The organism is Aphanizomenon sp. UHCC 0183, assembly GCF_009712065.1.
GTDB lineage: Bacteria > Cyanobacteriota > Cyanobacteriia > Cyanobacteriales > Nostocaceae > Dolichospermum > Dolichospermum heterosporum.
On sequence record NZ_VILC01000031.1, the window covers coordinates 19115 to 43745 of the forward strand.

Below are 24631 nucleotides of genomic sequence, written 5' to 3' on the forward strand. Positions count from 1 at the left end.
TGCAAGCCTAACAAGCTCTTATAACAGGTCGTTCGCGCCAGCGTGCCGGAGGCATCTAGCTAACATTACCCCAGAAATGGGAGTTGGTTTCCAGGTTCCAATCAAAAATCTGGTTTTAATTTTAATATCCACAGCGGTTAAAACCGCTCGTGCGGTCACTGAGCTTGTCGAAGTGTCGTTTCCCTCTCAGGTCTAAAGACGCTGAGTTTCCCACTTACCGGGTATTCTTATGAATTAGCAGCGCAAATTATTGGTTTAGCTTACGATGTCATGGAACTTATAACGCATCCGGCTCAAGCAAGTCATAAACTACGGATTGTTCCAGAATGTATTTGCTAATGATAGTACAAATATACAAGTATTAGGTTGCCGTAATTGTCACCACCACCCTGAGCCTTTGACTTTTTATGATGAAGATGTAACTGCGTCAGTTTAGAAATCAGGATTTTCAGGATAGAGACACGGATAGAATTATTATTTTTGACTAAATTAAATCGGTAATAGAAAATTGTCGCTGTTTCTCCAAGTCGTGTAAATGGATTTTTTCTATATATATGGCTTCAGCATAATATTTATCTTTTTCTGGTTCGGTTTGAGGGTCTATTTTTTCCCATTGTTCCATAAAATAACGATAGCGTTTTTCTCTGAATACTCTTTCCATACAAGCTAGTGCTGCTTGGATAACGTGAGGAGTTCGCAATATTTCTGTTTTATTTTTTTCATTGAGATGAAATATATGGGAAACTATGTCTAATTCTTCCCCTAATTCTAAATATCTATTTTGCACACTAGAAATTAAATCAACTTCATCAACTATGAATTCTGCCATTTGTTGCCACAAAAAGCGATGATGAGAAAGACTAAATTCTAAATTGCGGGTTTCTAAATCTTCAATAATTATTTGCCGCTGCTGGGAAGAATGAAGATAAATAATTAATAATAATGCCTCGGCTCGTTCTAGTAAACTCCGTTCAGTTGTTACTAAAGATAGCTTTGGGGTTTTAGTAGGTGGTCTGCTTGTGCGCGGAATTGAGGGTTTTATACTACCGGGTTTAATTTGAGTTAAGAGATTTTCAACTCTTAAAGGAATCAGTCTAGTATCTCCTAAACTCAGGATTTCTGCACAGTAGGAAACATAATAATTAAGTGTATCACTATTAACTATATTCTGCAATAGTTTAACTATTTGTTGGGTGACTTGTTGAAAGTCGGTGGCTTGTTTTAAATCTCGATTTTTAATAATATTTTGAATTTGCCAATCTAGCCAAAGTGGCGCATTTGTTAATAGTTGTTGATAATCTGCTGGGGTATGACTATGTAGATATTCGTCAGCATCTTTACCATTAGGTAAATTGAGAATTTTTAATTGGACTTCCCCTGTATAAGCCAAATTAGCAATTTCACCAATTGCCCTTTCTGTGGCGGTTGTTCCGGCTTTATCAGCATCGAAATTCAGGATTAATTGTTTGGATTCTGTGTAACGTAATAAGAGCCGCACTTGTTCTAAACTTAAGGCTGTACCAAGGGAAGCAACGGCGTTATTAATTCCGGCTGCATGGAGAGCGATCGCATCAAAATACCCTTCGACAACCACAGCTTGATCTACTTTAGAAATACCGTCTTTTGCTTCATCTAAAGCAAATAGGGTTTTCCCCTTACTAAATAATTCTGTTTCTGGAGAATTGAGATATTTCGGTTGTTCTTCTGTTAAAGTTCTGCCACCAAAAGCAATAACTCTGCCTTGAATATCACGAATGGGAATCATTAGGCGATCGCGGAATACATCATAATATCCGCCCCCTTCTTTCCGGGGTTTAATTAATCCCGCTTGTTCTACCAATTGCACCGGATAATGTTTACTTTCCACCAAATAACGGTAAAGAGTTTCCCAACCCGCAGGAGCATAACCTAAACCAAATTGTTGAATTGTTCCTTGTTGAAATTGACGAGTTTTTTCTAAATACTCTAATGCTTTTTGTCCTTGAGATTGTCTTAAAGTGTGTTGATAAAATTGAGCAGCGGAGGCGAGAACAGTATATAATTGATCACGTAAAGATATCTGCCGTTGTAATTCTTGTCTTTGTTCAGGTTCTAAAGTTTTAACCGGGACTTGATAACGCTTTGCTAAATCTAGTACCACATCTGCAAATTGGCGTTTTCCCAAATCCATGACAAACTTAATGGCATTACCCGCAGCTTGACAGCCAAAGCAATAATACATTTGCTTATTGGGACTAACTGTAAAACTAGGACTTTTCTCATCATGAAAAGGGCATAACCCGACAAAATCTTTACCCCGTTTCCGCAAGACTACATACTCCGAGACTACATCAACAATATCAGCCCGGAGTTTAACTTCTTCAATAGTGTCTGGATGTAAACGAGGAATTTGCATGAGAGGTAAACAGTGAGAAGTGATATCTATTATAGATGAATCACATCAAATAGACAGATACCGGACTTCTTAAAGAAGTCCGGTATCTTAGTATTACTATTTCATCTCCAGAAGTATCCTATAACCCTTGTAGAGACGTTCCATGGAACGTCTCTACATTGATTTCTGGAAATGTCTATATTACATATCAGATGCACCAGTAGCAATCAAACGTCTGAATAAGGCTGCTGACCAACCAGTTTCTTTAAGTACCGCAGCAGAAGAAACTTCTACATAAGCTTGTTCAATAAAAGCTAAATCAATCATACAAACTTTAGCCAAGGCATCTTTTAATTCATCTGATTTACCATCAGCTTTGAGTTTTTTACCGACTTTATCAACCACAACTGCCATTGCTGGAACTACGTGCTGAGGACCAATACCAATTTTCACATGAACCAAGCCAATGTGCCAACGACATTTTGCATATTCATCACCCCAATTATCCATACCTGTGAACATCTGATTAAACCAGTCAATAAAGGTGGCGTGTAACCGATGAACTCGTCCCTCAGTGGCATTTAAAATACCATTCATTTCTTCATCACGTCCCAGGTAAGCATAAAAATGATTTGCCATTTCTTCAGCAACTGCTGTTCCCCAATCTGTATTTGCTTGCATTACCTTTTTATCTTCAGCTGTCAGACCAATCCGAGTTTCCATGGTGGTCAAAAAAGCGCGAGGTTCAATAGCCATAATGAATCCTTAAAAATAGTTAGGTGTGGATTTAATTAACTTTTGTTGATACTCTATAAAAGATAGAGTATCAGTATTTCTCAAAATTTGGTATTCCTACAAAGGAGTGAATTCAAACACATCATGAGTACCACCTCTGAGAACTGAGTCAGTATGTGTTCCTCTCAACCGTTTACCAATTAGTTGTTCAACAGCACCCCAAACTGCACCCATAGTAAAAGTGCATTTACGGAGTGAACCTGCTACTTCACCAGCAGAACATAAGGTTTCAGTTGTATAGACTCTAATAAGTTCGCCGTCAGCAACAATTTTTTCAACGATACATAAACAAGTACCTTCTTTACCTAAAGCTTGTTTTAATTTATCTGCTGCATCATCTAATGAAAGTGTAGATCCTACTAAACCTAAATCTTCAGCTAACTTTTTACCCCTAGTACGACCGGCTGTAGTTAGGGCAATAGCTGTAGCTTTTTCCCCAAGAGCTTCTTCCATACCTGTAATAGCAGATTTAAAACAGACAATACTATTAAAATCGCCTAGTTCTTTGCGTAATGACATAATTCAAATTCTCAGTTAAAGGATTCTCTTCATTGATAGTCGTATCTGGATTTAATTAATGTCTGTTTTTACTCTGTAAAAGATAGAGTATAGAAATTTCTCAAAATTAAGCTAGTGGCAGTAACAGGATTAATTAAGCAGTTTTACTCCGCAGAAAACCGACTAAATTTTTGAGAAATGATTGACTAACTGCTGGCTTTTGAGTAGGCTCTGGAACTGGTTCAACTATGGGTATTTCGTAAGTAGAAACTTCCTCGGTCATGGAGACAGAAGTAGCCGCAACCATAAAATGTTCTTCTGCTAAACCAATCACAATGAGACGGAAAGCTATTTGCAATACTGTATCTACGGCGAGATTAAGTTGATCGGCGATTTTGGCTAGGGCAACTTCACCATTGGCAAATTCCCATACTTGCCATTCTTGAGCATTTAGCTGTAATTTGGGCTGTTTTGAACTTAGACCTGATAAGCCAGAGGTGGGATCTGGTAGTTTTTCAGCTAAGGCATTCCAGTCTCGTAATGCTCGCAATCCGATTAATATAACTTCGGTTGCGGACATACTCAAACCTGTCATTTCTCCCAATGGTAAAGCTGTAATTGGTTCAAATTTGAACTGACCATCTTTAATTTGAAATAAGGCACAGACTGGACGGAGAACCTGAGAGTTAAACAATAGTTTCAGTTGTTCTGCTTGGATTAAACCTTGAGATTTTAGGCACAGTCCCAAAGGTGAATTAATAAAACAGGCAGAAATGTGAGTCACCCTAGAGATTACCCGCTCACTCACCCATCCTCGTTGAGCAATTAACAATGTTAAACCTTGTTGATCTAAACGATCAGATGCAGCTACAACTCGTCCTTGATGCAGCCAAATATAATAAATTTGCTTGGCGTTAGTTTGATTTTTGTCAGATGACAATTCAATATGAAGTATACCTGTCTTTTTGCCTTGATCTAAAAATTGCAGCAGTTCTGGCAAAGAAAAATCTGCAAAGTTACCATTAATGGACATAATCAGCCTCCTTGATGAAGAAGAGATTTATTAAAACCCAGAACTCAAAATCCCAATTTGTACTTTCAAAAAAGCTCTTAACTCTCAACTGCACAACTTTCCATTAAGTGCTGTACTAAGTGAATTACTGCTTCTGCTACTGAGTCTCTTTCGTTAGGATTCACCTTAACTAAAGGAGGCCGATTCTGCTCATCTACATAACCAATTGCTAAGTATATATCTTCCTCTGCCCAAGCTCCGGGACGATCTGTATGGCTGATACCGATGATCATCGGTACACTAACTCTCGCTTGCATGAAGTTGATAATATTCCGTGCTTGACGAAATTCTCTTGGTCTATGGGCTGCGATGAGTACGATATAAGCGTGTGCTTTATTAATCAAAATATCCCACATAAAGTCAAAGCGAGTTTGACCAGGTGTTCCGTAAAGGTGCAATGCCATATCTGGACCAAATTGCAATCTGCCGAAGTCAAAGGCTACAGTGGTTCTTTTCTTCAGCAATGCTGTTTCATCAGTTGCACGGGTATCTGTATCTACAACTTCAATTTCACTAACGGAACGAATAAAGGTAGATTTACCAGCCCCTACAGTTCCTGTGACAACCAAGCGCATAATTTCCATCTTTATCACCCTTCGATACAAAAATGTTTACAGTTGCTCACATTTTTATTTTCTTCTTGTTTAATTCTGGCAAGGTTGGCACTATCCCGTACTCAGGCTGACACGACCAATCTAGCTACTTACTGCAAAAATAAACACATCCAATTAAGTAAAAAGTTCCCTAGAATCAGCAGTATTTATCTATTGGGGAACTCTGAATAAGTTACCTCCGAGGTGATGTGATTTACATGAGGATCAGCTTTAATTCTGCCAGAACTCGTTTGATTTCTAGCATTAGTAATCCTTGTTTAGCACTTTCACTGGCTAAAACTAGCAGCACGGCATCTTGACCACAACTAGTTAAGATACCAAAGCCTTTATTGCCTTCTACAAAGATTCGGTCAATAGTTCCTCTGGCTAATTCCATACCAATTCTTTCGCCTAAGGATAACATAGATGCGGACATGGCTGATACCCTTTCTTCATCCATTCCACCTGGCAAGCTGGCTGCTAAAGGGAGTCCATCGGGAGTAACAAGTGCTGCTCCCTGTACATCAGTAGTAGCACTAACAAAGTTTTGTAAAACCATGCTGAGTTTTTCTGAGTTGATAGCCATGATGATTATTCTCCGTTGTTTTAAATGGGAAAGTGGGTAGGAAAATCAAGTAAGTACGGAATTAAACAAACTGTTTTCACTTGTAGTAGTACAGTATCATTTATTTTAAAGAAACAATAATGGGACTGTGTAAATAGAGGCCTCTTTTTTAGTATCCTTGCGATTTAAATTATGCACCAGTCAAAACTAAGATGATACCGAAAAAATACGGAATTTAGTTTTTCTTATTATTAATATAAGTTAAGATTATTGCTTTGTTTGTCATCTTAAGCTGTGTAACTTATATGACACAAGCTTTTGAGGTGATTTAATCGGTGTCAATTTTGGGTATTTTGTTTTAGTTTTTGTTGAGAGTGTCAACTATAGGAAGTTTTAAGTATTGTGTATTAATTTTTGTCAATATTATCATTATCAAGTATGTCTAAGTAGGTGAACACAATAAAACCAAACTGTGTAAAGAAATGTAAAATCGCCCAAACCCTCTTCACTCTTGCCTCTTGCCTCTTGCCTTTTGCCTTGCCATAACGACAATTTTCAACACCAACCTACTTATGTAAATGTGGTGCAGACAAAAGGTTGTAATCTGAATAATGACTACATCAAAGAAACTACGTGCTATTTATTTCAAATATCTTGTTCTAAGTATGTCAAAAAACTATTGGCTAGGATAGCAGCTTGTGTGCGATCGCGTAAATTCAGCCGATTCAACATATTGGTGACATGATTTTTGACTGTACCTTCGGAAATATACAGTTTTTTGGCAATTTCTCGATTATTATCACCAATGGCAATTAACCGCAAAACTTCTTTTTCTCTGGGGGTAAGTTCCGTGAGGTTCGGTGGTACAGCTAATACAGCTTGGGGTAAGGTAGCCGGAAATTGAGTGACTAGTTTTTTGACTATTCCTGGTCCTAATTGGGAATATCCTTTGTCAACTGCACGAATGGCAACTGCTAACTCTTCTGAGGGTGTATCTTTGAGTAAATAACCCATTGCGCCATTTTGTAATCCGGCTTTCACATATTCATCATCATCAAAAGTTGTTAATATGAGAATTTTGCATTGAGGAAAATGCTGATTAATTTCTTTGGTAGCAGCAACTCCATCCATGATAGGCATTCTGATATCCATTAAAATTACGTTAGGTTGTAATTTTTCAACTAGATTAATTGCGGTTTGACCATTTTCTGCTTCGCCCACAATTTCTATATCTACTTCTAATTCTAATAAGGCTCTTAGACCTTGACGAATTAAACTTTGATCATCTACAAGTAAGACTGTAATCATTTTTATTGGTAATAGGTAATTGGCTATTCTATTGCTATCTCTGGATATGAATAAGGGATATCAACTATTATTTGACAACCATGATTATGGCTGCTGTTAATCCGAAATTCGCCTCCTAATGCTAAAGTGCGATCGCGCATACTTTGTAAACCAAATCCAGTAGTATTTTGCCCCACTTCAAAACCTTTGCCATTATCCTGAATTATTAACTTCAACCCTGCTAAAGTTGTTATTAATTCTAATTGAACTTCTGTAGCTTGGGCATATTTAGAAATATTCGTTAATGATTCTTGAATGATTCGATAAATAGGAGTGCTGATTTCCATAGACAGTGGAGAGATAATAGAAATTTGACAACTAGGTAAAATGCCATTATAACGCTGAAAATCCGCTGCAAGAACCTTAATTGCCTCCTCTAAGGTTTGTCCCTGTAAAGGATGGTATCTCATAGTAGAAACCGATTGCCGGACATCTTGTAAGGCTTTTGAACCAAGTTCTTTTGCAGTGGCTAAAAACGTCATCGCTCTAGGTATATCATGTTTTGATAATTTTAAAGCAGTTTCTAATTGCAGATTTAAAGCCGTTAGAGAATGCCCTAAAGAATCATGAATTTCTCTAGCAATGCGATTGCGTTCTTCCAAAGTTGCCTGACTTTCAATTTTCAAGGCATATTGACGAAGTTTTTCGTTGGCAGCTTGTAGTTTATCTCTACCTTGCCGTTCAGCTAAAACAGTATTCATTAGTAGTAACACAAATACTAAACTTAAACCAAATAGAACAGCCAAACTGAAACTAAAAAATCTAAATCTCTCCTGCGCTATTGGTGAAAATCTTCCATGAGGTATCCGTTGTCTCAGAGTAAATAGAAATAAAATAAATGAAGATAAAGTAACTGTTAATCGTCCGGGAAGTTGAAAAATTAAACAACTACGAGTTACCAAAATTAAATAGAGAAAGGGAAAAAGTCTGGCACTTCTACCACCGAAAAAACCAGTAATTAAAATTAAGATAACTTCTAATGCTGTATAAATAATTTTATTGGTTTTATTGAAAGTAGGCAATCTTAACCCCATTAAACCAAAAATTGTTAAACTACAAATTGTCAATTCTGGATACATTGCCGAAAAGCGCGGTGAGGGAGATGGCATTAATGCCATTAACGCTGAAAATCCCAATAATAGCCATTCTAAATACAAAAGAAATCGAAAAGGATGATTATTAAACTGAATAGGACGATTCATAATTGATTGATAGTTGATATAGTTACAAGGCTGAAATCCTCAACCTGACTTACAGCAAATTGTCATCAAACCCGGAACAAGAACCCCACCCCCAACCCCCTCCCCGCAAGCGATGAGGGGGCTAAGATGTACCTTATATGATTGGAAATCGCTGTAAAATATTTGTATCACGATTAAATTAAAATGGAACAAGCATAAGATATCTGAATGCTAATGTCATGACTAAAGTAATGGGTGTAGACGTGACTTTTGCCTCATGTGGTTACTGGGTGTTAGTCTCTATGATAGGAACATAGAAAACCGACATAACCAAACATAACCAAAAGGTAATTATGAAACTGAAGACATTATCACTAATTGCTGGTACTCTGGCTTTGACTTTAATCGCAACTCCCTTTGCAGTTCAAGCAGAACAAAATTCATCTTCACCCCAAGCTGGTCAGGAATGGCAAAAAGAAAGTCCAGCTAAAAAGTTGAATTTGACCCCTGAACAAAAAGCTAAAATAAAAGAAATTCGTAGCAATACCCGCACTCAAATTGAAGCTGTTTTGACACCCGAACAAAAGACTAAATTACAAGCTGCAATGGCAGAACATAAAGCACAACGTCAAGCGCAACGTCAACAAGGACAAGAGCAACGCAGAGAAGGACGTGGAAAAAGAGGAGATATTTTTGCTTCATTAGGCTTATCCACTGAACAAAAAGCTAAAATGAAAGAAATTAGAGAGTCATCAAAACAACAAATGGACGCGGTATTAACTCCTGAACAGAAAGCACAAATTAAGCAAATGCGGGAAAATATGCGTTCTCGTCGTCAACAAAATAAACCTCAATAATTTTCAACTATTCAAATAAGATTAAGTAGGTTAGCATTGAAAATCGTCGTTATGGCAAGGCAATAGGCACTCATGCAAGAGGCAAGAGTGAAGAGGGTTTGGGCGATTTTACTTTTCTTTACACAGATTGGTTTTATTGTGTTCACCTACTTAATAGATCAGGGGTGGGTATAAAAGCTCATCCCATTTTTGTGCAGATATTTTTCCAATAAATTAAGAATTATGGCACATTATGCTAGAATCAGGAATACACTTTAATCAAGTAATTAAGATGACACAATCTACACCCCAAAGATTTGTCCGCAGTGGTCGAGTATTTCCCGAAATTCAGTAGATCCAAGAAATAAAGGCTCAGGAAAAAGCTAGAATACAGTCATTTTATGAGCGTTGTTAGGGAATTTTTGAGCGATTAAAACCAGAAATATTAGATAAATACTATGGTTGGTATATTGCCATTGAACCGGATAGTGACGATTATTTTATTGATCAAGATAAAGAAGGCAAAAATTTGAAATAACTTCTATAAATTAAAAAAATCATGTATATACGAAAAGTTGAAATTAAAAATTTGTGGGGAAATAATTATTCATGGACACTCAATCAAGACGTAAATGTTTTGATTGGCAAAAATGGTTCAGGGAAATCAACAATATTACAAATGCTTAATGAAGCAGTACAGCCAATTGAAGACAGTCAACTTAATTTTAGATTATTTGATCCTATTGATGAAATTATTATCGAATTAGAAGATGATATTGTTATCAGAGTTGACAGCGAAAATAGGAGTATCACAGGTAATAAAGAAGGCTTCAACTATACATTAACTACATCATTTATTAATACTTTTGATGTTGTAGAAAAAAGTTTAGATCCATCTCTCACATTACTTGATTACGAATTGGATAAGTTAAAACTGGAATTTGTGACTTATCAAAGAGATTTATCCAATCAAGTAGAAGCAGCATTTAAAGAAAATGATAGAGAAACAAGACTAAATCAATTAGCTAAAATCGAAGCTATATATGAGCCTAAAAGAATATTTATTGAAATTATAAATGAACTATTTAGCCATACAGAAAAAAAATTTGATGAAAAGGAATTTTACTTTATAAAGTCAGGTATTCAAACCCCCATATTACCCAAAAATCTGTCATCTGGTGAAAAACAAATACTGCTTATTTTATTAAAAACATTATTGCAAGATAGAGAAGAATATATATTATTAATGGATGAGCCAGAAATATCATTACATATTGACTGGCAAAGAAGTTTAATTAAACATATCAGAAAAATAAATCCCCATTGCCAAATTATTATCACAACCCATTCACCCACGATTTTTTATCAAGGCTGGATTGAAAAAACAACTAGAATTGAAGAAATTAAATCTGTTGTTGACTTAGCAACAGAAACTCCTACAATTATAGAAAAAACCATACAATCACAAGGGCGCGTACAAAAAATAAAAAATGATTTTAATAGTTTTTCAGGCAGTAGATTTACTAAACTTTATCAATTTAATCGCCAAATTAAAGCGTATACTTCATTTACAAAAGATGAATGTCTGGAATTGTTGGATTTTCTCCAAGAAAATCAGATTGACCCTGATGTAATCACTTTTACTACTCTTATTTCTAAGCTGAATAATTATCCCGATGCAAAATACATTTTTGATTTAATAGAAGCAGAAACTTATACAAAAGTATCTCATGTCAAGCCTAATGACATTACACTTAACACTTTGATAAAAAAAGTTAATAAAGTGGAAGAAGGTCTGGAACTTATTCAAAATATAAGTAATAACGAAAAACTGCAATTATATCCTGATATTATAACTTTCAGCACTTTACTGGGGAAAGCTAAAAATACGGATGAAATTAATTTGCTGGAAGAAATGCGAGAGTATTATAAAATAAAACCAAATTATAGATACTTAAATAAATTAAAATTCAAAAAGTAATATGATGAGAAATCAAGATTATCAAATGTTGGCTGACAGAATGGTAGAAGATGCCTTTATGAAAGGTTGTGATATTTCTGTGTTAGTTGAAGATATTTATGATCAAAGATTTTGGGAATGTATTATTGAAAATGTCAGACCAGATTTAAAAGATAAAATTGATTTTCCAAATCCTACTGCCGAGGGAACTCGCGGAAAAAGTATTTTGAAAAAGTTTAAAAATTGCGTCAGTAAAAAAATTATTATTTGCGTTGATAGTGATTGCGAATACTTATATGATCCTAACATTTGGTATATTGCTGAATATATTTACCACACAGTTGTTTATAGTAAAGAAAATTTCCAATGTCATTATTTATCATTACATCAAATATCAAAGGATTTAACCACTAAACGTTATGATTTTAAAAGTTTGTTGGAAAATATTTCCCAGAGGGTTTCTCCAATATTGTATTTTTGGTTCTATTACAGAGAAAATAATGTCAGAGATTTTGATAATCTTATAAACAGTGAAACATTTAAAAAGATTTTAAGTTTTGAAGGTACACAATTCGATAATTTTGGAGATGATAACATCTTATGTCAGAATATTGAAGATAGAGTGAATAATATATTACAAGATATTAAAAATTCAATGGGTGAAGGTTGGTATGACGCAACTTTTGAACATGATATTCCTGAAATAAGACAACGATTAAGAGAACAATATTCAATAAAGGAAGAAGAGATTTTATTATTTTGCAATGGACATGGTGTGTTTGAGCAATTTGTTCAACCCTTTATGGAAAAAATTATTGAAATCTTGAAGAATCAAAGAATAGAGGAAGAAAAGCGGACTCTAAGTGCAGCCCCAGAAAAAGTTATTAATGAAACAATCAGTCGCATTGAAAATATGGCAAAAAAAGATATTGAAACTAAATTAAGTGACAGTTTTAAATATATTATTTATCATAATGTTGATCAGAATATGGAAAAAATTAAAGAAAAATTAGCTAAAGAATTGATATGATTTAAATAAGCCGGAAATGCAGGGCGATTCCTAAGTATAAAGGCGTAAAAAATTTTCCTCTGTGGAAATCAAAGAATTAGCCTGACGGATATATGGCTTATTTTTACCCTACAACAAGCAAAAAGTTTGATCAACCTGATGGAAAAAGCAGATGCGGCTAAGAGTCGTAATCTTTTAGAATTAGTAGAAAGAATGCTGGTTTACAAATTCTCATCCTATAGCCGTCAGGACTTAGAAGCAATGTTTGGATTAACAGAATGGCAGCAAACTCGGTTTTATCAAGAAGTAAAAGAAGAGACTGAGTTAGAAACTAAGTTAAAAACGATTCCTAGACTGTTAAATGAGGGGCTAACTGTAGAACAAATTGCTCGGATATTTGAGTTAGGGACTTCCAATTAAAAAAATACCCAAAAATTTCTTGTGGTGCGGGCATCTTGCCTGCTAATCATCAAGGACAGGCAGGATGCCCATCCCACAAAATTGGGTAATTTATTTTTTGGTGTTCCCTTAGATATCGAAGTGGTAAAACAAGCAATTAAACAGCAAAGTAGTAAATAGACATTTGATGAATAAATGTAGGGGCGATTAACCTGTTCCTGGATCTAAATAGCGGGCAAGACTTGTACTGAGCTTGTCGATAGCGTAGCGTGGCGTTAGCCATAGTATGCCCGCAACGCAAAAGTATTTCTCCAGATTAATAACTAGATAAATATTTTTTGCTAGATTGTGCAATTTGTTGTTTGCATATCCTTAGCGCAAAACTTTAACTTTTGAAAAAACTCCATTTTCGTCTTCATCAAATTGTTTATGAACTTCATCCCAAGCCATTTGTTCAGATGTAAGTTCGTCCATATTTTCATTCAGGGCGGTGTTATAACGTTGCATGAAGATCCGCTGGGCTTCTGGGGAAAGATGGGTGCGAACTTCAGGCGATAAATCATCTGGATTGTTACAGATTCCCGGACAAGGATGGGGTAGTGTTTTTTCAATGGTGTTAATTTCTTCACCACCAGCACTTTCGAGAATTAATTGAAATTCGCCACTGCGATCGCTCGGTACTTCTACCATCACTAAAAATTCACCAGCTTCTAAGCGGGTTTGATAGAGTGTAGCCTTGTCTTCTGGCATTCCTAAAGCAGTCAGAACTGATACTAAACCTGCACCAGCACTACCAGCGATCGCTCCACTTGCAGCCCCTAATAATATCGCCCCAATTGGACCTGCTGCTACAATTGGCCCAACAAAGGGAACAAACAATACACCTACACCTGTAAGCAAACTCAGGAACGAACCAAACAAAGAACCAAAAATTGCTCCTGTTCTCAAACCTCCGAGAATCACATCTCGCTTTGTAATAAAACCAGAAATTCGCGTTTCTGACTGAAAATTTCGCCCCATTACCGAAATATTATCCTTGGGGACATTTCTATCTAGTAACCGCCGAATTACATTATCAATTTGTTTCTCTTCTTTAAATACAGCGGAGATGGTACGTTCTGCTTGATATGCTTCTGGCACTTCTTTACTCCTAATATTTTGTGTTGACAAATATCAATTACACACCCACCGGAACTTTAGTTGCTGCTGGTTGTTTTTTTCCATCCGCTTCTACTGCTTCTCCTTCAATAAATGAACGCAACATCCAAGCCATTTCTTCATGTTTTTCCATCAAATCAGTTAAAAAGTCAGCAGAACCTTGATCATGAAATTCTTCACTACACTGATCTATATGATTTCTGAAATTGCGAATAATCTGCTCATGATCTTCCACCAATTGAGTCACCATCTTGGTTGCTGTAGGAATTTTATCGCTATGTTCTTTGAGGGTCGCAATACTTAAAAATCCTGCCATTGTACCAGTTGGATAACAGCCCAAAGTCCGAATTCTTTCAGCTATTTTATCAATATTTATTGTCAGTTCTTGATAGTGTTCTTCCCAAAGTTTATGCAAGGTGCGAAACTGCGGACCGACAACATCCCAATGATACTTTTTCGTTTTTACTAGCAGTACATTGGCATCTGCTAAATCAAGATTTAGCAAATTCATCACACCTTGACGCTGCTTTTCTGTCAAACCAATGTTTATCTTATGTATGGTCATTATTATTAATTCCGATTAGCACGTAAACACCTTATATGTTCTCAAAATACAGACATGATCTACATCAATCAAAGGTAAGATTAATGTTCAGTTACTTTTATATATTTAGGAATATGCTGATTATTTTTCTTTTGTAATCAAGCCAAAGCTGAAAATCATCCATATTCCTAAATTTTTGAAGAAAATGAGGAGATCGTGCTTATTCTTGATAAATCATATTTACTTCTTGTTACCTATAATTTTTTCCAAAAAGCCTTCTGGCAATTGGCTTTTATTTATAATTAGTTAATTTATAAAAATCACTCTGAGGAGAGAATAGCAAGAATAAGGGTACGCGGATGAGCGTAGATAAACGCGGATAAAGATGCGTTAATCAATGGATTTATGTAGGATATCAACTGGCTTTGAAAAATAGCAAATAGTTCTTCCTTATCAAATCTACGATAACAACTTTTTAACCGGATGTTAAGCCTCTTCACTTATAAAGTTACAAAAATTTTAATTTTCTGGAATAACACGTTGAGAAGGTTGCACCGCACTATTGCTATGGATATTACTAATGATTTCGTTTGCACTTCTAGCATCCATATTAAGTTGTGCCTTCTCTAATTCAAGTTTGTCATACAAAAATTTATGTCTTAAATCAAACTCAGTGAATATCTCACTCCACTTTTTAACATAAATTTTATAATTATCAACAACCTGTACTAGAGATTTTTCACCATGAGACTTAGCACTTTGTATTTCTCTTTCAATATATTTAGATTTGTCAAAATCATTACCAATTAAATAAAATTCCCAAGTCACGTTAGAAGCATTAAATTCATCTTGTTCCAAAATTACTCCCATATATTTTTTAACCTGCTCTAATTCTTTTGAACCAAGCTTCTTTTGAGGATGTTTTAGCTCTACAACTACATTATTGATAGAAGAATTATTTAAAAGCTGCCGTACCATAAATATATCCATTTCTTTATTCTTGTCAGGATGATCAATAGAAACAATAGGCTTTTCTCCTCTTAATAGATAAGTATACCTACGTAATGCTTCTTCAAACTTTGGTTCAGCAGCAGTTACAAGATGATATTGCTCACCAAAAATCCAGTAATGATTTTCTACAAATTTTTGAATATGATCTCGTTCGTTAGCTTCTAAATCTTGATTGAAAACTAAATTTCTCAACTGATCAATAGCTCTGTATCTATCTTCTATTAATCTTACAGTTTTAATAATATTTGTAAGTTTGGTAACTTTTAAAGATTCAGATAAATGTTCTAAATCAGAAGAAGTTAACTTGATAATTTCTCCTAATACATCAATTAATTTAGTTCTTTCATCTGAATCAAGAATTAAATTCAAAAAATGAACAAATACTTTCTTTTGTTCAATATTGAGAGAACTAAAAATTTTTGGCTCTACCTGATATAATTCTTTGATAAAATCTTCAAGTTCAGCTTTTCTGTATTGATCCCAAGTATTATTACTAAATCTTGGGAAAGCATTATTTCTTCTAAATTCATCTATTATTACATCCGATTTTGTCTTCAGAAAAATTTTTCTTCTATTTTGAAGCTGTTGATTAATAAAATGAATCAAAGAATTATAAATTTGCTTATTCTGTATATTTCTCCATCCAAAATGTTCTTGATCAAAGAACTCACTTTTAACAAAAACACTATGAGAAAAATGATCACCTTTATTATTAAGAGTAGTTGTATTTTTATCTATTTCTTCACCTTTGGAATTAATACAGTAATATCTGGAATATTCATTCTTTAGAGATTGAGACCAGCGAATAAATTTCAAATTAAATAAATATTGACCAATTTTATGTTCTAATTCAGTGAAATCGCTAATGAAATTAGATTTATAATCTAAATCCATATCATTTATTTTAATTGAAAAGTTTTTCATTGAATTTAGTTCAAGAAACCAGCTAAATTCTCTATATAGATAGATATTAAGATCATCATTAAAATCATTAGATGTAATTGTATGAATATCATCAAAAAAAACTGTTGTTCCTGTTTTTTTATCAGTTTCTACCTCTTCTGAGATATCATAGTTATCCAATTGTTTATGATTTATATTTATGCTATAACTATATCTTTTTCCTTCTTTTTCATAAATAGTATCCCATTGTGCTGAGGAAGAAAAAGTAAAAAAAGTTAATCTGCCTATACCATTGTTACCGTGAATATGTGATAGATTCTTGGCAGTACCAAAATTAATTTGTTTATTCGATTCATAAAAGAGTGAAAATCTATTTGGATCAGCAATACCACATCCATTATCTATAATTTTTAGTTCTGATATTCTTCCCAAGTCATCAGATTGCATTATTATATTAATTTCAGTAGCCTCCGCATCAAAACCGTTCCATATATATTCTGCAATGGATGATAAATAATCATGGTTTTTAAGTGCTTGGTTGATACCTAATGAAGTAATTTGAATATTTTTCATATTTTTATATTGGATGATTTGTGATGTTATATCATGTATCAAGTTTTAAAATGATTGGAACCATCCACAATATATCATAATAAATGGGAGATTAATCGTTCATAAGTTAGTAGGTTGCGTCAAACTTAATAAATTATTAGCTGCTGACGCACCTTACTAATATGACTTTAAAACCCTAACCTTTCACAGGTGTACCGCAAGGATAAGTAGCCGTTTTTTCCTTACTACCCTCACTCACAGGCTTGTCCTTAGCCGCTAGATAATCTTTCTGCAAAGTATCTAATAAAGCTTCCCGTCCATCATACAACCGCTTTAGGGGACGGGGTGGACATTGATTAAGAGTGTATGCTGTCACCAAAGGTAGAGCAATTGTACTATCGGTATAACAAACAATAGCGCTAGGTAACTCATCTGGGTCAATTTTACCCCAACTCACAGCTTCAGCAGGAGTCGCCCCAGACAAACCACCAGTATCAGGACGGGCATCAGTAAACTGCACAAAGAAGTCATGTCCCCGTTCTTCCAATCCTAAAACCTCGTGAAGTTGCGGTTGTGTTTGTAATAAAAAGTTCTTAGGACTACCACCACCAATAATTACCGCCGCACTTGTCCCCTCGTTTTCTCGCGCCCCATAAACAATCGCTGCTGTTTCATTGACATCAATAGAAGGATCTATTACCAGCTTTGAACCTTCTAAAGCCAAAGCGGCGACATTCATCCCTATGGAACTATCCCCAGGAGAAGAAGTATAAATAGGTACGCCACACTCATAAGCTGTCGCCAATAAACAGGAATTTTTCACACCCAATTGCTTTTCTATTTCCCAGACGCACTTACCCAGTAAATGATGAAATTCCGCAGTTCCCATACGTTTTTGGAAGGGTTCAGCTTGGAGAACTTTGCGAATAAAAGCGTCCGTTTCTAGCAGTACATCGTAACCAAAAACAATGTCATAAATTCTAATTGTCCCCTCTTCTCGTAATTTGACATCATCTAAAAAGGGACTACCGGCAAATAGTTCAAAACCCAAACCATAGTGCATATCATGGTAAAGATTCGCACCTGTGCAAATCATCCAGTCAATAAAACCATTGCGAATTAGGGGCGCAAGGGCGGAAACGCCAAAACCGGCTGGTGTCATCGCCCCAGATAGGCTAACTCCCACAGTCACACCCTCTTGAAACACTTCCTTAGTTAGCAGTTGACAGGCTTCCCGCAACCGGGCTGAGTTGTAAGCGGTAAAATAGGTATCAATCAAGTCAACCACGCTAACATTTTTAGACATGGGAATAGGTGCAATTTTCTTACCTGGCTTTTGTGACATTTTTGGGAAATCCTGAATAGCAAATACACTGGATATAATGTTATCGCATTCAAATGTACGGAAGTTGCTAAAATGTTCTGAAGCGATGTAAATTAGTGGTTTTTACGAGGGGCAAATGAAACAAGATGTAAAAGATATCCTAAAACTGTTCCCTGTTCCCTGCCCTCACAGACAACTTATTCAGCAAGCCCTACTTACACAATTCGTATAACTGGCACTCAAAGCGATCGCACTCACTCTCAAAAATAAGAAATGCGATCGCTCTTTTCGGTTTACAATAAGATTATTTCAGAGGATTAAGTCAGAAACCGATGCCAACCCTCACAGACATTTCCACTTTGATTGTTAGCACACCAGGTACTTGTGGTGGTCGTCCGCGCATTGCAGACACTCGCATTACTATTCAGTATATTGTCAATGAGATTAAATCTGGTATGACTCCAGAAGAAATTATTGAAGATAAGCCTTTTTTGACAATTGCAGGTATTTACACTGCGTTGGCTTATTATTATGCTAATAAGGAGTTACTCGATGCTGAATTTGCCGCATATCAAGAAGAATGTCAGCGACTTGAAGCAGAATATAAAACAGGATATCTCTCGTGAATCGTATTTGCTTCTATTTGGATGAAGACACTATCAAAACCGCACTTATACAAGCATTAAGAAATGCTGATTTGGATGTTGTTACAGTTGCCGATGTTAAGAGATTGGGTTATGCCGATGAAGAACAACTAATATGGGCAACAGAACAAAAGCGAGTAATTTATAGTTTCAATATCGGTGATTTTTGCAGATTACATCGTGATTTTATAGCTGAAGATAAAAGTCATACTGGCATAATTTTGGCTTCACAACAGCAATACTCAGTTGGTCAACAACTCCGAGGATTATTGAAACTGGCTGCTGAGTGTTAACAGTTATTTATCAACAGGGTTTATGAAAAGCGACACACCAGAAGAACTAAATACAGATCCAGCAGATCAAGAAATTTCCCGGTTAATTGATGAGGTGATTTCATCATCCCAAACTGATGAGAAATACCGTCAGAAAATGCAGCGACGGAAAGAAGTCCAAGATCAACGTATAGCTAAAGCCATACCGGAAAAAGGCTTAATTATCGTTAATACTGGTCATGGTAAAGGTAAAACTACAGCAGCTTTGGGAATGGTATTGCGATCGCTCGGACATGGACATAAAGTAGCCATAGTGCAATTCATCAAAGGCGCATGGGAACCAGCAGAAAAACGTGCTTTTAGCCACTGGGAAAACCAACTCGAATTTCATGCAATGGGAGAAGGCTTTACATGGGAAACTCAAGATCGTGATCGTGATCTTGATAAAGCTGCTGCTGCTTGGGAAAAATCCCTAGAATTTATCAACAACCCAGACTTTAAATTAGTTCTCCTCGATGAAATTAATATTGCTCTGAAACTGGGTTATTTACAGGTTGAAGAAGTATTAGCGGGTTTAGCTCAAAAACCAGCAGACAAGCACGTAATTCTCACGGGAAGAGGCGCACCACCGGCATTAATTGAAAAAGCCGATTTAGTCACTGAAATGACATTAGTTAAGCATCCTTTTAAGGATCAAGGGGTGAAAGCTCAAGCAGGAATTGAGTATTAATTCAAATTGGTCATTGGTCATTGGTCATTGGTCATTGGTCATTAACTTATTTCTCCCTGCTTTATAGCATTTCCTAAGGAATATGAATTAAATAAAGTGCAAAAGTAGGGTGTGTTAGCGACAGCGTAACGCACCATTTCAGGTTAAGTCAGAATTGCAGGTTATTAAATTTGCGTTCCTAATCATATCGAGTATATTTATAGCCTCCTCCTCGCTTGCGGGGAGGGGGTTGGGGGTGGGGTTCTTGTACCTCACTAAAAAATGCTATATCCCAAGGACAATTATTTACGTCCACCTACTTATTTAAAACCATCGCTTTCTTGTTGACACATCTGCAAAATTTCCCTATCATTAGAACTTACAGAACTCAACTGATGATAGTCTTGTAAAGTTACTGAATAAGGATAAGTTGTGAACTCATTTTCATTAACTTTAGGGATTGTACTAGCTGTAGCAACCTCTATTGCACCAACTTCACCGGGAGAACTTTTCACCGTCATTGCTAATTCTCCTGACTTAGCCAAAGTTCCTTGAAAACAACTAAATTCAGAGTGAGGAAAATACAAAGCACCAATAATTTTACTTTGTTGTTTTTGAAAGAGAATGTAACCTTGTCCTAATTCATTTGGTGTGGATGATTGTCCATAAAGATAAGTCCCATCTTGTTCGGGAAATTGGATTTGTCCTTTTCTCCCCAATTCTCTCGTATTTGTAGATAATGCTGTGATATTTTCTGTTAACTTATCAGTAGATATCTGATTAGAAATATTCACTGGTGATTTTTGCATAGCTTCCTCTTTAATCACAGCAGGATCAAAGTTAATTTGTCTTTGGTTGATAGGTACTACATAATTAGTAGTTAAGGCTGTTGACGAGAGGAGTTTGTAATGTTGTTGACTAGAATAACTAATACCTAAAATACCAACCGAAACAATTAGTCCAACAATGGGAAATTTAAATTGGCTAGAAGTCATTAATTTGGAAATATGATTAAGCATCGGATTTCTCCTGTAATAAAGCTAACTATTGTTCTTTACTGGATTTTTGCCATAATAACTGAATACTCATTACTGACGATTCCCTCAAAAGTTTTATCTATATATTTAATTTTAAATTCAGCAAAAACTCACCATTTATGTAAATTTGGGGAATAATCTCAGATTATCATTAGTTAATAAATTTATCCATCACTTCATAAAATCCTCCACCGGAGGGATGTAAAATCGAGATTGAAAATTCTCAGCCTGTTTCATTGTTTAATTCTTGTATTGATCTGCCAGTAAATACAACTTCCCATCTACAGATTTCGCAAAATAAATCAGAAATTTGCAGAACCTTTTCTATTTCTTCAAAAAAAATCGCCCCCTGTTTTGAACTCAGGAGGCGCATCACCAAGAGGAATGCTTCAAAATACGCTGTTGCGTGTATACTGTTTTAGCTGGCAACGTATTCTTTGACATTAGCTCGACGGCGACGTAAATGTGCAAGGGCTTGATGCTCTAATTGGCGGACTCGTTCCCGACTGAGGTTCAACCGTTCACCAACTTTCGCCAAGGACATTTCATTTCCATCTTCTAAACCAAAGCGTAAGGCGACAACTTGACGCTGTTGGGGTGTGAGTTCTGCAAGTAAATTATTCAAGTCTTGACGTAGAAACTCTTGAGTAGTGTAATACTCAGGGGAAGGACCGTCATCTTCCAACATTTCTTGTAATTCGGTATCTTGGTTTTCACCGACGCGCACATCTAAAGAGACTGGTTGACGCGCCATATTCAGATATTCACGAATCTGAGCCGGTTCTAACTCCAGTTCTTTGGCGATTTCTGTCGGTGAGGGTGATCTTCCTAGCTTTTGTGCTAACTCCCGTTGAACTTTTTTAATTTTGTTCAATTTTTCGGTAATATGGATTGGTAGGCGAATGGTTCGACCTTGTTGGGCGATCGCTCTGGTAATTGCTTGACGAATCCACCAGTAAGCATAGGTTGAGAACTTATAACCCCGCATAGGATCAAATTTCTCCACACCCCGTTCTAATCCCAAAGTACCTTCCTGGATTAAATCCAGAAATTCCATATTTCGCTTTTGATATTTTTTTGCAATAGCTACAACCAAGCGTAAATTAGCCTCAATCATTTTTTGCTTGGCTCGCTTACCTTGTACCATCAGATGATTTATTTCTGTTTCTGATTGATTAACACGGGCAGCCCATTCTGATAAACTAGGTTCATGATCAATTTCCTTCCTCAAAGCTTCTTTAGCTTCTAGCAGCGCCATCATCTGCTGTACTTGTTTACCGTAGATAATCTCTTGTTCACGGCTTAACAAAGGTACACGACCAATTTCTCGCAGATAGGTTCTGACCATATCAGCGGTAAATTTGGCATTGACATTCTCTGTATGATTTTTAACTGTAGGCATTGGTGCTTTTATCCTCTACTCCTTAAACATAATCAATATTTTTTTAACAAAGGCAATTCGTAAGCTTACAATATACATCACTGGATATGAAAAGCTACCATCAAGCATGATTGATATTGATCCAACTTTATGAAGATGTTGTTAGTCTAAAAATATGTCTCCTTACCCTCTCTATAATTTTGATTTTGGAGTTTTAGCAGAAATACATTGGGTTGGTGGCTAGAATTCTTTTGTTTAAGTTATCTAGTAGTCGTTTTGAAACCGGAGTCAGTATGAGTTTACATTGGTTTTATGTTACGACAAACAGAGTCAATAGTAAAGTTCCCAGATAATAAATACTCTAGTCATCAAGCCAAAAAGTTGATGATTATGGAAACTATTTTTTTTTAACTTCCAAAAACTGTGTTCGCATATCCATAGTGACGCGAAAACCCCTCCAAAGTTGCTTTTGATTAGCCGGATAACCGAACTGAGCTACTTGGATAATGGAGGGATGTTACGAAATTGTTAGTTGTCCGTTGTCCGTTGTCCGTTGTCCGTTGTCCGTTGTCTGTTGTCTGTTGTCTGTTGTCCGTTGTCCGTTGTCTGTTGTCTGTTGTCTGTTGTCTGTTGTCCGTTATTGACTTGAAACTACTAAAAACCTAAATCTGCTTTTGCTAGTTCAGCAGCGGTGAATACTTCCTCATCTGTTTTTTCTTCCCAAGCGATCGCACCAATTTCGGAATAAAAGGTAGAATCATAGGGACGAGTCCGCACGACTACTGGCATAGGAACAGCATGACCCAAAATTAAAGCTTGTTGTTTAGAGTCCAACTTAGCTAAGACTGAGCGTAAACCACCCGCACCAGATACACCTGTAAAAATAGCATCAATATCTTTTTCGTCATTCAGCAAAGCGGTGATTCGAGTCCCAATCTGAGACATGACTTCATTATCTATCCCTGATGGACGTTGATCAACTACCAAAAGCGTGACAAAATATTTTCGTAGTTCTCTAGCAATAGTTCCAAAAATTGTACTTTGTACCACTCCTGGGTCAAGAAAGCGGTGTGCTTCCTCTATTGTAATCATTAATGGTGTCGGCCGATCCAAAGGATTTTTACTTTGGAGAAATTTATCAGCTTTTTTGACATAATGCTCATGTATCCGTCTGGTAATCATATTTGTCACCAACATATATGAGAGCATATTGGACTGGGAACCAAATTCGATAACTACGTTTTTTCCAGCTTCTAAAGATTGGACGATATTTTTAATATAATTTTGCGGACAAGCACTTCGCATATATTTTAAACTATCTAAGCGAAAAAGTTTCCGCTGTAATGCCATAATTGAGCCTTTGTGTCCGCGTTTTTCGTCACAAAACATCTCAATATCTTCATTACTCATATTTAGTAATTGAATAATCCACGATTTACCCAACTCTGTAAAGAGGATATTAGCATTATCTAAAGCCGCTTCTGAAAGTCCTAAATCACGATTACATAGTTTAATATCTTCAACTTCAACCTGTTCATAGCTTAGATATAGTTCTTGTGCGTCTCTTACACCTCGGCGTTTAGTTGAATCTGGATCAAGTGTGTAAACTTCAACTTGTCCGGGAAATAGTTGTTTTAAACCTTTTACAGTATTAACGTTCTTTCCTTCTGCGACTGCTTCCCAACCATATTCTGAGTGCATATCAAAAATCAAGTTAACAGCCGCATTTTTACGAATAACCCCGGCTAAAATTAAGCGCGTCAGGAAAGATTTCCCAGTCCCCGATTTACCAAAAATCCCATTACTCCGTTCCACAAAGCGGTTTAAATCAATGCAAATCGGCACATCCATATCTAAGGGTTTACCGATTGAAAAGTTGTTACGATGAGGGTCATCTTCCCAGCCAAACACTTTGCGGAAGTCCTCCTCATTGGCTTCGTAAACTTGGCTAAAGTGACTAGGAATAGTTTTCACAGGTAATAATTCCATCGTCGTACTGGTTTGGGGTTGAAAGGATGCTAAACCAGTGGACGATGGGATAAAAGAATTAGGGGATTTACCATTGTTAGAAAAGCCAGATTCTGGAGATTCAGGGGTAAACATCAACATGGGTGCTAGGTTGATCATCCCATAAGTACCGCTACCTGCTAATACTTCACGCAGAAAGCTATCTTCCCAATTGGGAGGACTAGCTGTAATGCGGTCATTCGCCATACCCAAGGATACATCTGTTAGCATACAGAAAAAGCGCGATCGCATCCCTTGTACCACGAGAAATTTACCTACCCGCATATCTTCGACAGAAATATCTGGGTGTAATCTGACCTCCAAACCCCCAGTCAGAGAACCTTCAATAACAGAACCTAATGGTAATCCCAAATTCATTTTTGTTTGTTGTTCGTTGTTCGTTGTTATAGCAGGGAACAGGGAACAGGGAACAGGGAACAGGGAACAGGAAATATTGATA

General features: G+C 36.2%; 23 protein-coding genes. 7 read left to right on the plus strand and 16 right to left on the minus strand.

Going from position 1 to position 24631, the window contains the following annotated elements; all coding sequences use genetic code 11:
• Window positions 1-335 precede the first annotated feature (335 nt).
• The 9 genes from FJR37_RS27735 to FJR37_RS12725 all read right to left on the minus strand — a co-directional run bounded on the left by FJR37_RS27735 (window position 336) and on the right by FJR37_RS12725 (window position 8446).
• Window positions 336-554, minus strand: coding sequence for an HNH endonuclease (locus FJR37_RS27735; protein WP_325064585.1), 219 nt, complete (start codon window positions 552-554; stop codon window positions 336-338).
• A complete protein-coding gene (gene dnaG / locus FJR37_RS12690) occupies window positions 485-2395 on the minus strand; it encodes a DNA primase (RefSeq protein WP_168466184.1) in 1911 nt (636 codons plus the stop codon). The genes FJR37_RS27735 and dnaG overlap by 70 nt, the downstream gene beginning before the upstream one ends.
• 180 nt (window positions 2396-2575) lie before the next feature.
• The gene (locus tag FJR37_RS12695; RefSeq protein ID WP_039199993.1) at window positions 2576-3130 is read right to left on the minus strand and encodes a protoglobin domain-containing protein; all 555 of its coding nucleotides are present in this window, start codon (window positions 3128-3130) and stop codon (window positions 2576-2578) included.
• 96 nt (window positions 3131-3226) lie between these two features.
• Window positions 3227-3688 carry a hydrocarbon-binding protein gene (locus FJR37_RS12700; RefSeq protein ID WP_168466185.1) on the minus strand — a complete coding sequence of 154 codons (462 nt, stop codon included), beginning with the start codon at window positions 3686-3688 and terminating at the stop codon, window positions 3227-3229.
• Between the two features lie 133 nt (window positions 3689-3821).
• Complete coding sequence (locus FJR37_RS12705) at window positions 3822-4700, minus strand: DUF4388 domain-containing protein (protein ID WP_168466186.1); 879 nt, start codon at window positions 4698-4700, stop codon at window positions 3822-3824.
• A 77-nt stretch (window positions 4701-4777) separates the two neighbouring features.
• Entirely contained in the window at window positions 4778-5323 is a 546-nt protein-coding gene (locus FJR37_RS12710; RefSeq protein WP_168466187.1) for an ATP/GTP-binding protein, read from the minus strand.
• A 223-nt stretch (window positions 5324-5546) separates the two neighbouring features.
• On the minus strand, window positions 5547-5918 hold the full coding sequence (locus FJR37_RS12715) for a roadblock/LC7 domain-containing protein (RefSeq protein WP_039199981.1): 372 nt from the start codon (window positions 5916-5918) through the stop codon (window positions 5547-5549).
• 624 nt (window positions 5919-6542) lie between these two features.
• Window positions 6543-7205 (minus strand): response regulator transcription factor, encoded by a 663-nt coding sequence (locus FJR37_RS12720; protein ID WP_168466188.1) that lies wholly within the window; start codon window positions 7203-7205, stop codon window positions 6543-6545.
• Window positions 7206-7228: 23 nt separating this feature from the next.
• Entirely contained in the window at window positions 7229-8446 is a 1218-nt protein-coding gene (locus FJR37_RS12725; RefSeq protein WP_039199977.1) for a sensor histidine kinase, read from the minus strand.
• 332 nt (window positions 8447-8778) lie between these two features.
• On the opposite strand from FJR37_RS12725, the gene FJR37_RS12730 reads away from it, so the two are divergent.
• The 4 genes from FJR37_RS12730 (at window position 8779) to FJR37_RS12750 (ending at window position 12650) form a co-directional block, all read left to right on the plus strand.
• Window positions 8779-9282, plus strand: a complete 504-nt coding sequence (locus FJR37_RS12730; protein WP_039199975.1) for a Spy/CpxP family protein refolding chaperone — start codon at window positions 8779-8781, stop codon at window positions 9280-9282.
• Between the two features lie 538 nt (window positions 9283-9820).
• Window positions 9821-11242 (plus strand): AAA family ATPase, encoded by a 1422-nt coding sequence (locus FJR37_RS12740; RefSeq protein ID WP_039199973.1) that lies wholly within the window; start codon window positions 9821-9823, stop codon window positions 11240-11242.
• Between the two features lies 1 nt (window position 11243).
• A complete protein-coding gene (locus tag FJR37_RS12745) occupies window positions 11244-12251 on the plus strand; it encodes a DUF4435 domain-containing protein (protein WP_039199971.1) in 1008 nt (335 codons plus the stop codon).
• 99 nt (window positions 12252-12350) lie between these two features.
• Window positions 12351-12650, plus strand: a complete 300-nt coding sequence (locus FJR37_RS12750) for a DUF2887 domain-containing protein (RefSeq protein WP_268811996.1) — start codon at window positions 12351-12353, stop codon at window positions 12648-12650.
• A gap of 351 nt (window positions 12651-13001) precedes the next feature.
• Here FJR37_RS12750 and FJR37_RS12755 read toward each other — a convergent pair whose 3' ends face one another.
• The 4 genes from FJR37_RS12755 to speY form a co-directional block, all read right to left on the minus strand.
• Window positions 13002-13769, minus strand: coding sequence for a ChaB family protein (locus FJR37_RS12755; RefSeq protein ID WP_053540284.1), 768 nt, complete (start codon window positions 13767-13769; stop codon window positions 13002-13004).
• A gap of 37 nt (window positions 13770-13806) precedes the next feature.
• On the minus strand, window positions 13807-14346 hold the full coding sequence (locus FJR37_RS12760; RefSeq protein ID WP_152608806.1) for a Dps family protein: 540 nt from the start codon (window positions 14344-14346) through the stop codon (window positions 13807-13809).
• 504 nt (window positions 14347-14850) lie between these two features.
• Complete coding sequence (locus FJR37_RS12765) at window positions 14851-16818, minus strand: ATP-binding protein (RefSeq protein WP_039199964.1); 1968 nt, start codon at window positions 16816-16818, stop codon at window positions 14851-14853.
• 175 nt (window positions 16819-16993) lie between these two features.
• Window positions 16994-18142, minus strand: coding sequence for a deoxyhypusine synthase (speY, locus tag FJR37_RS12770; protein ID WP_039199960.1), 1149 nt, complete (start codon window positions 18140-18142; stop codon window positions 16994-16996).
• Window positions 18143-18453: 311 nt separating this feature from the next.
• On the opposite strand from speY, the gene FJR37_RS12775 reads away from it, so the two are divergent.
• The 3 genes from FJR37_RS12775 to cobO are packed head-to-tail and all read left to right on the plus strand — an operon-like array spanning window position 18454 to window position 19767.
• Window positions 18454-18747, plus strand: coding sequence for a DUF433 domain-containing protein (locus FJR37_RS12775; RefSeq protein ID WP_039199959.1), 294 nt, complete (start codon window positions 18454-18456; stop codon window positions 18745-18747).
• Window positions 18744-19058, plus strand: a complete 315-nt coding sequence (locus tag FJR37_RS12780; RefSeq protein ID WP_168466189.1) for a DUF5615 family PIN-like protein — start codon at window positions 18744-18746, stop codon at window positions 19056-19058. Before FJR37_RS12775 ends, FJR37_RS12780 begins: the two co-directional genes overlap by 4 nt.
• Window positions 19059-19080: 22 nt before the next feature.
• The gene (gene cobO / locus FJR37_RS12785) at window positions 19081-19767 is read left to right on the plus strand and encodes a cob(I)yrinic acid a,c-diamide adenosyltransferase (protein WP_039199955.1); all 687 of its coding nucleotides are present in this window, start codon (window positions 19081-19083) and stop codon (window positions 19765-19767) included.
• A gap of 299 nt (window positions 19768-20066) precedes the next feature.
• Here the strand turns inward: cobO and FJR37_RS12790 are convergent, their stop codons facing one another.
• The 3 genes from FJR37_RS12790 to FJR37_RS12800 all read right to left on the minus strand — a co-directional run bounded on the left by FJR37_RS12790 (window position 20067) and on the right by FJR37_RS12800 (window position 24549).
• Window positions 20067-20765: a hypothetical protein gene (locus tag FJR37_RS12790; RefSeq protein ID WP_168466190.1), complete on the minus strand. Its 699-nt coding sequence runs from the start codon at window positions 20763-20765 to the stop codon at window positions 20067-20069.
• 436 nt (window positions 20766-21201) lie between these two features.
• On the minus strand, window positions 21202-22185 hold the full coding sequence (locus FJR37_RS12795) for an RNA polymerase sigma factor, RpoD/SigA family (RefSeq protein ID WP_039199951.1): 984 nt from the start codon (window positions 22183-22185) through the stop codon (window positions 21202-21204).
• A gap of 633 nt (window positions 22186-22818) precedes the next feature.
• Entirely contained in the window at window positions 22819-24549 is a 1731-nt protein-coding gene (locus FJR37_RS12800) for an ATP-binding protein (protein ID WP_039199949.1), read from the minus strand.
• Window positions 24550-24631: the final 82 nt, after the last annotated feature.

Bases quoted from the DNA above. Each gene is read 5' to 3' on its own strand.
- dnaG (WP_168466184.1), bottom strand. From the start codon at position 2,395: ATGCAAATTCCTCGTTTACATCCAGACACTATTGAAGAAGTTAAACTC.
- FJR37_RS12695 (WP_039199993.1), bottom strand. From the start codon at position 3,130: ATGGCTATTGAACCTCGCGCTTTTTTGACCACCATGGAAACTCGGATT.
- FJR37_RS12700 (WP_168466185.1), bottom strand. From the start codon at position 3,688: ATGTCATTACGCAAAGAACTAGGCGATTTTAATAGTATTGTCTGTTTT.
- FJR37_RS12705 (WP_168466186.1), bottom strand. From the start codon at position 4,700: ATGTCCATTAATGGTAACTTTGCAGATTTTTCTTTGCCAGAACTGCTG.
- FJR37_RS12710 (WP_168466187.1), bottom strand. From the start codon at position 5,323: ATGGAAATTATGCGCTTGGTTGTCACAGGAACTGTAGGGGCTGGTAAA.
- FJR37_RS12715 (WP_039199981.1), bottom strand. From the start codon at position 5,918: ATGGCTATCAACTCAGAAAAACTCAGCATGGTTTTACAAAACTTTGTT.
- FJR37_RS12720 (WP_168466188.1), bottom strand. From the start codon at position 7,205: ATGATTACAGTCTTACTTGTAGATGATCAAAGTTTAATTCGTCAAGGT.
- FJR37_RS12725 (WP_039199977.1), bottom strand. From the start codon at position 8,446: ATGAATCGTCCTATTCAGTTTAATAATCATCCTTTTCGATTTCTTTTG.
- FJR37_RS12730 (WP_039199975.1), top strand. From the start codon at position 8,779: ATGAAACTGAAGACATTATCACTAATTGCTGGTACTCTGGCTTTGACT.
- FJR37_RS12740 (WP_039199973.1), top strand. From the start codon at position 9,821: ATGTATATACGAAAAGTTGAAATTAAAAATTTGTGGGGAAATAATTAT.
- FJR37_RS12745 (WP_039199971.1), top strand. From the start codon at position 11,244: ATGATGAGAAATCAAGATTATCAAATGTTGGCTGACAGAATGGTAGAA.
- FJR37_RS12765 (WP_039199964.1), bottom strand. From the start codon at position 16,818: ATGAAAAATATTCAAATTACTTCATTAGGTATCAACCAAGCACTTAAA.
- speY (WP_039199960.1), bottom strand. From the start codon at position 18,142: ATGTCACAAAAGCCAGGTAAGAAAATTGCACCTATTCCCATGTCTAAA.
- FJR37_RS12775 (WP_039199959.1), top strand. From the start codon at position 18,454: ATGCCAACCCTCACAGACATTTCCACTTTGATTGTTAGCACACCAGGT.
- cobO (WP_039199955.1), top strand. From the start codon at position 19,081: ATGAAAAGCGACACACCAGAAGAACTAAATACAGATCCAGCAGATCAA.
- FJR37_RS12790 (WP_168466190.1), bottom strand. From the start codon at position 20,765: ATGCTTAATCATATTTCCAAATTAATGACTTCTAGCCAATTTAAATTT.
- FJR37_RS12795 (WP_039199951.1), bottom strand. From the start codon at position 22,185: ATGCCTACAGTTAAAAATCATACAGAGAATGTCAATGCCAAATTTACC.
- FJR37_RS12800 (WP_039199949.1), bottom strand. From the start codon at position 24,549: ATGAATTTGGGATTACCATTAGGTTCTGTTATTGAAGGTTCTCTGACT.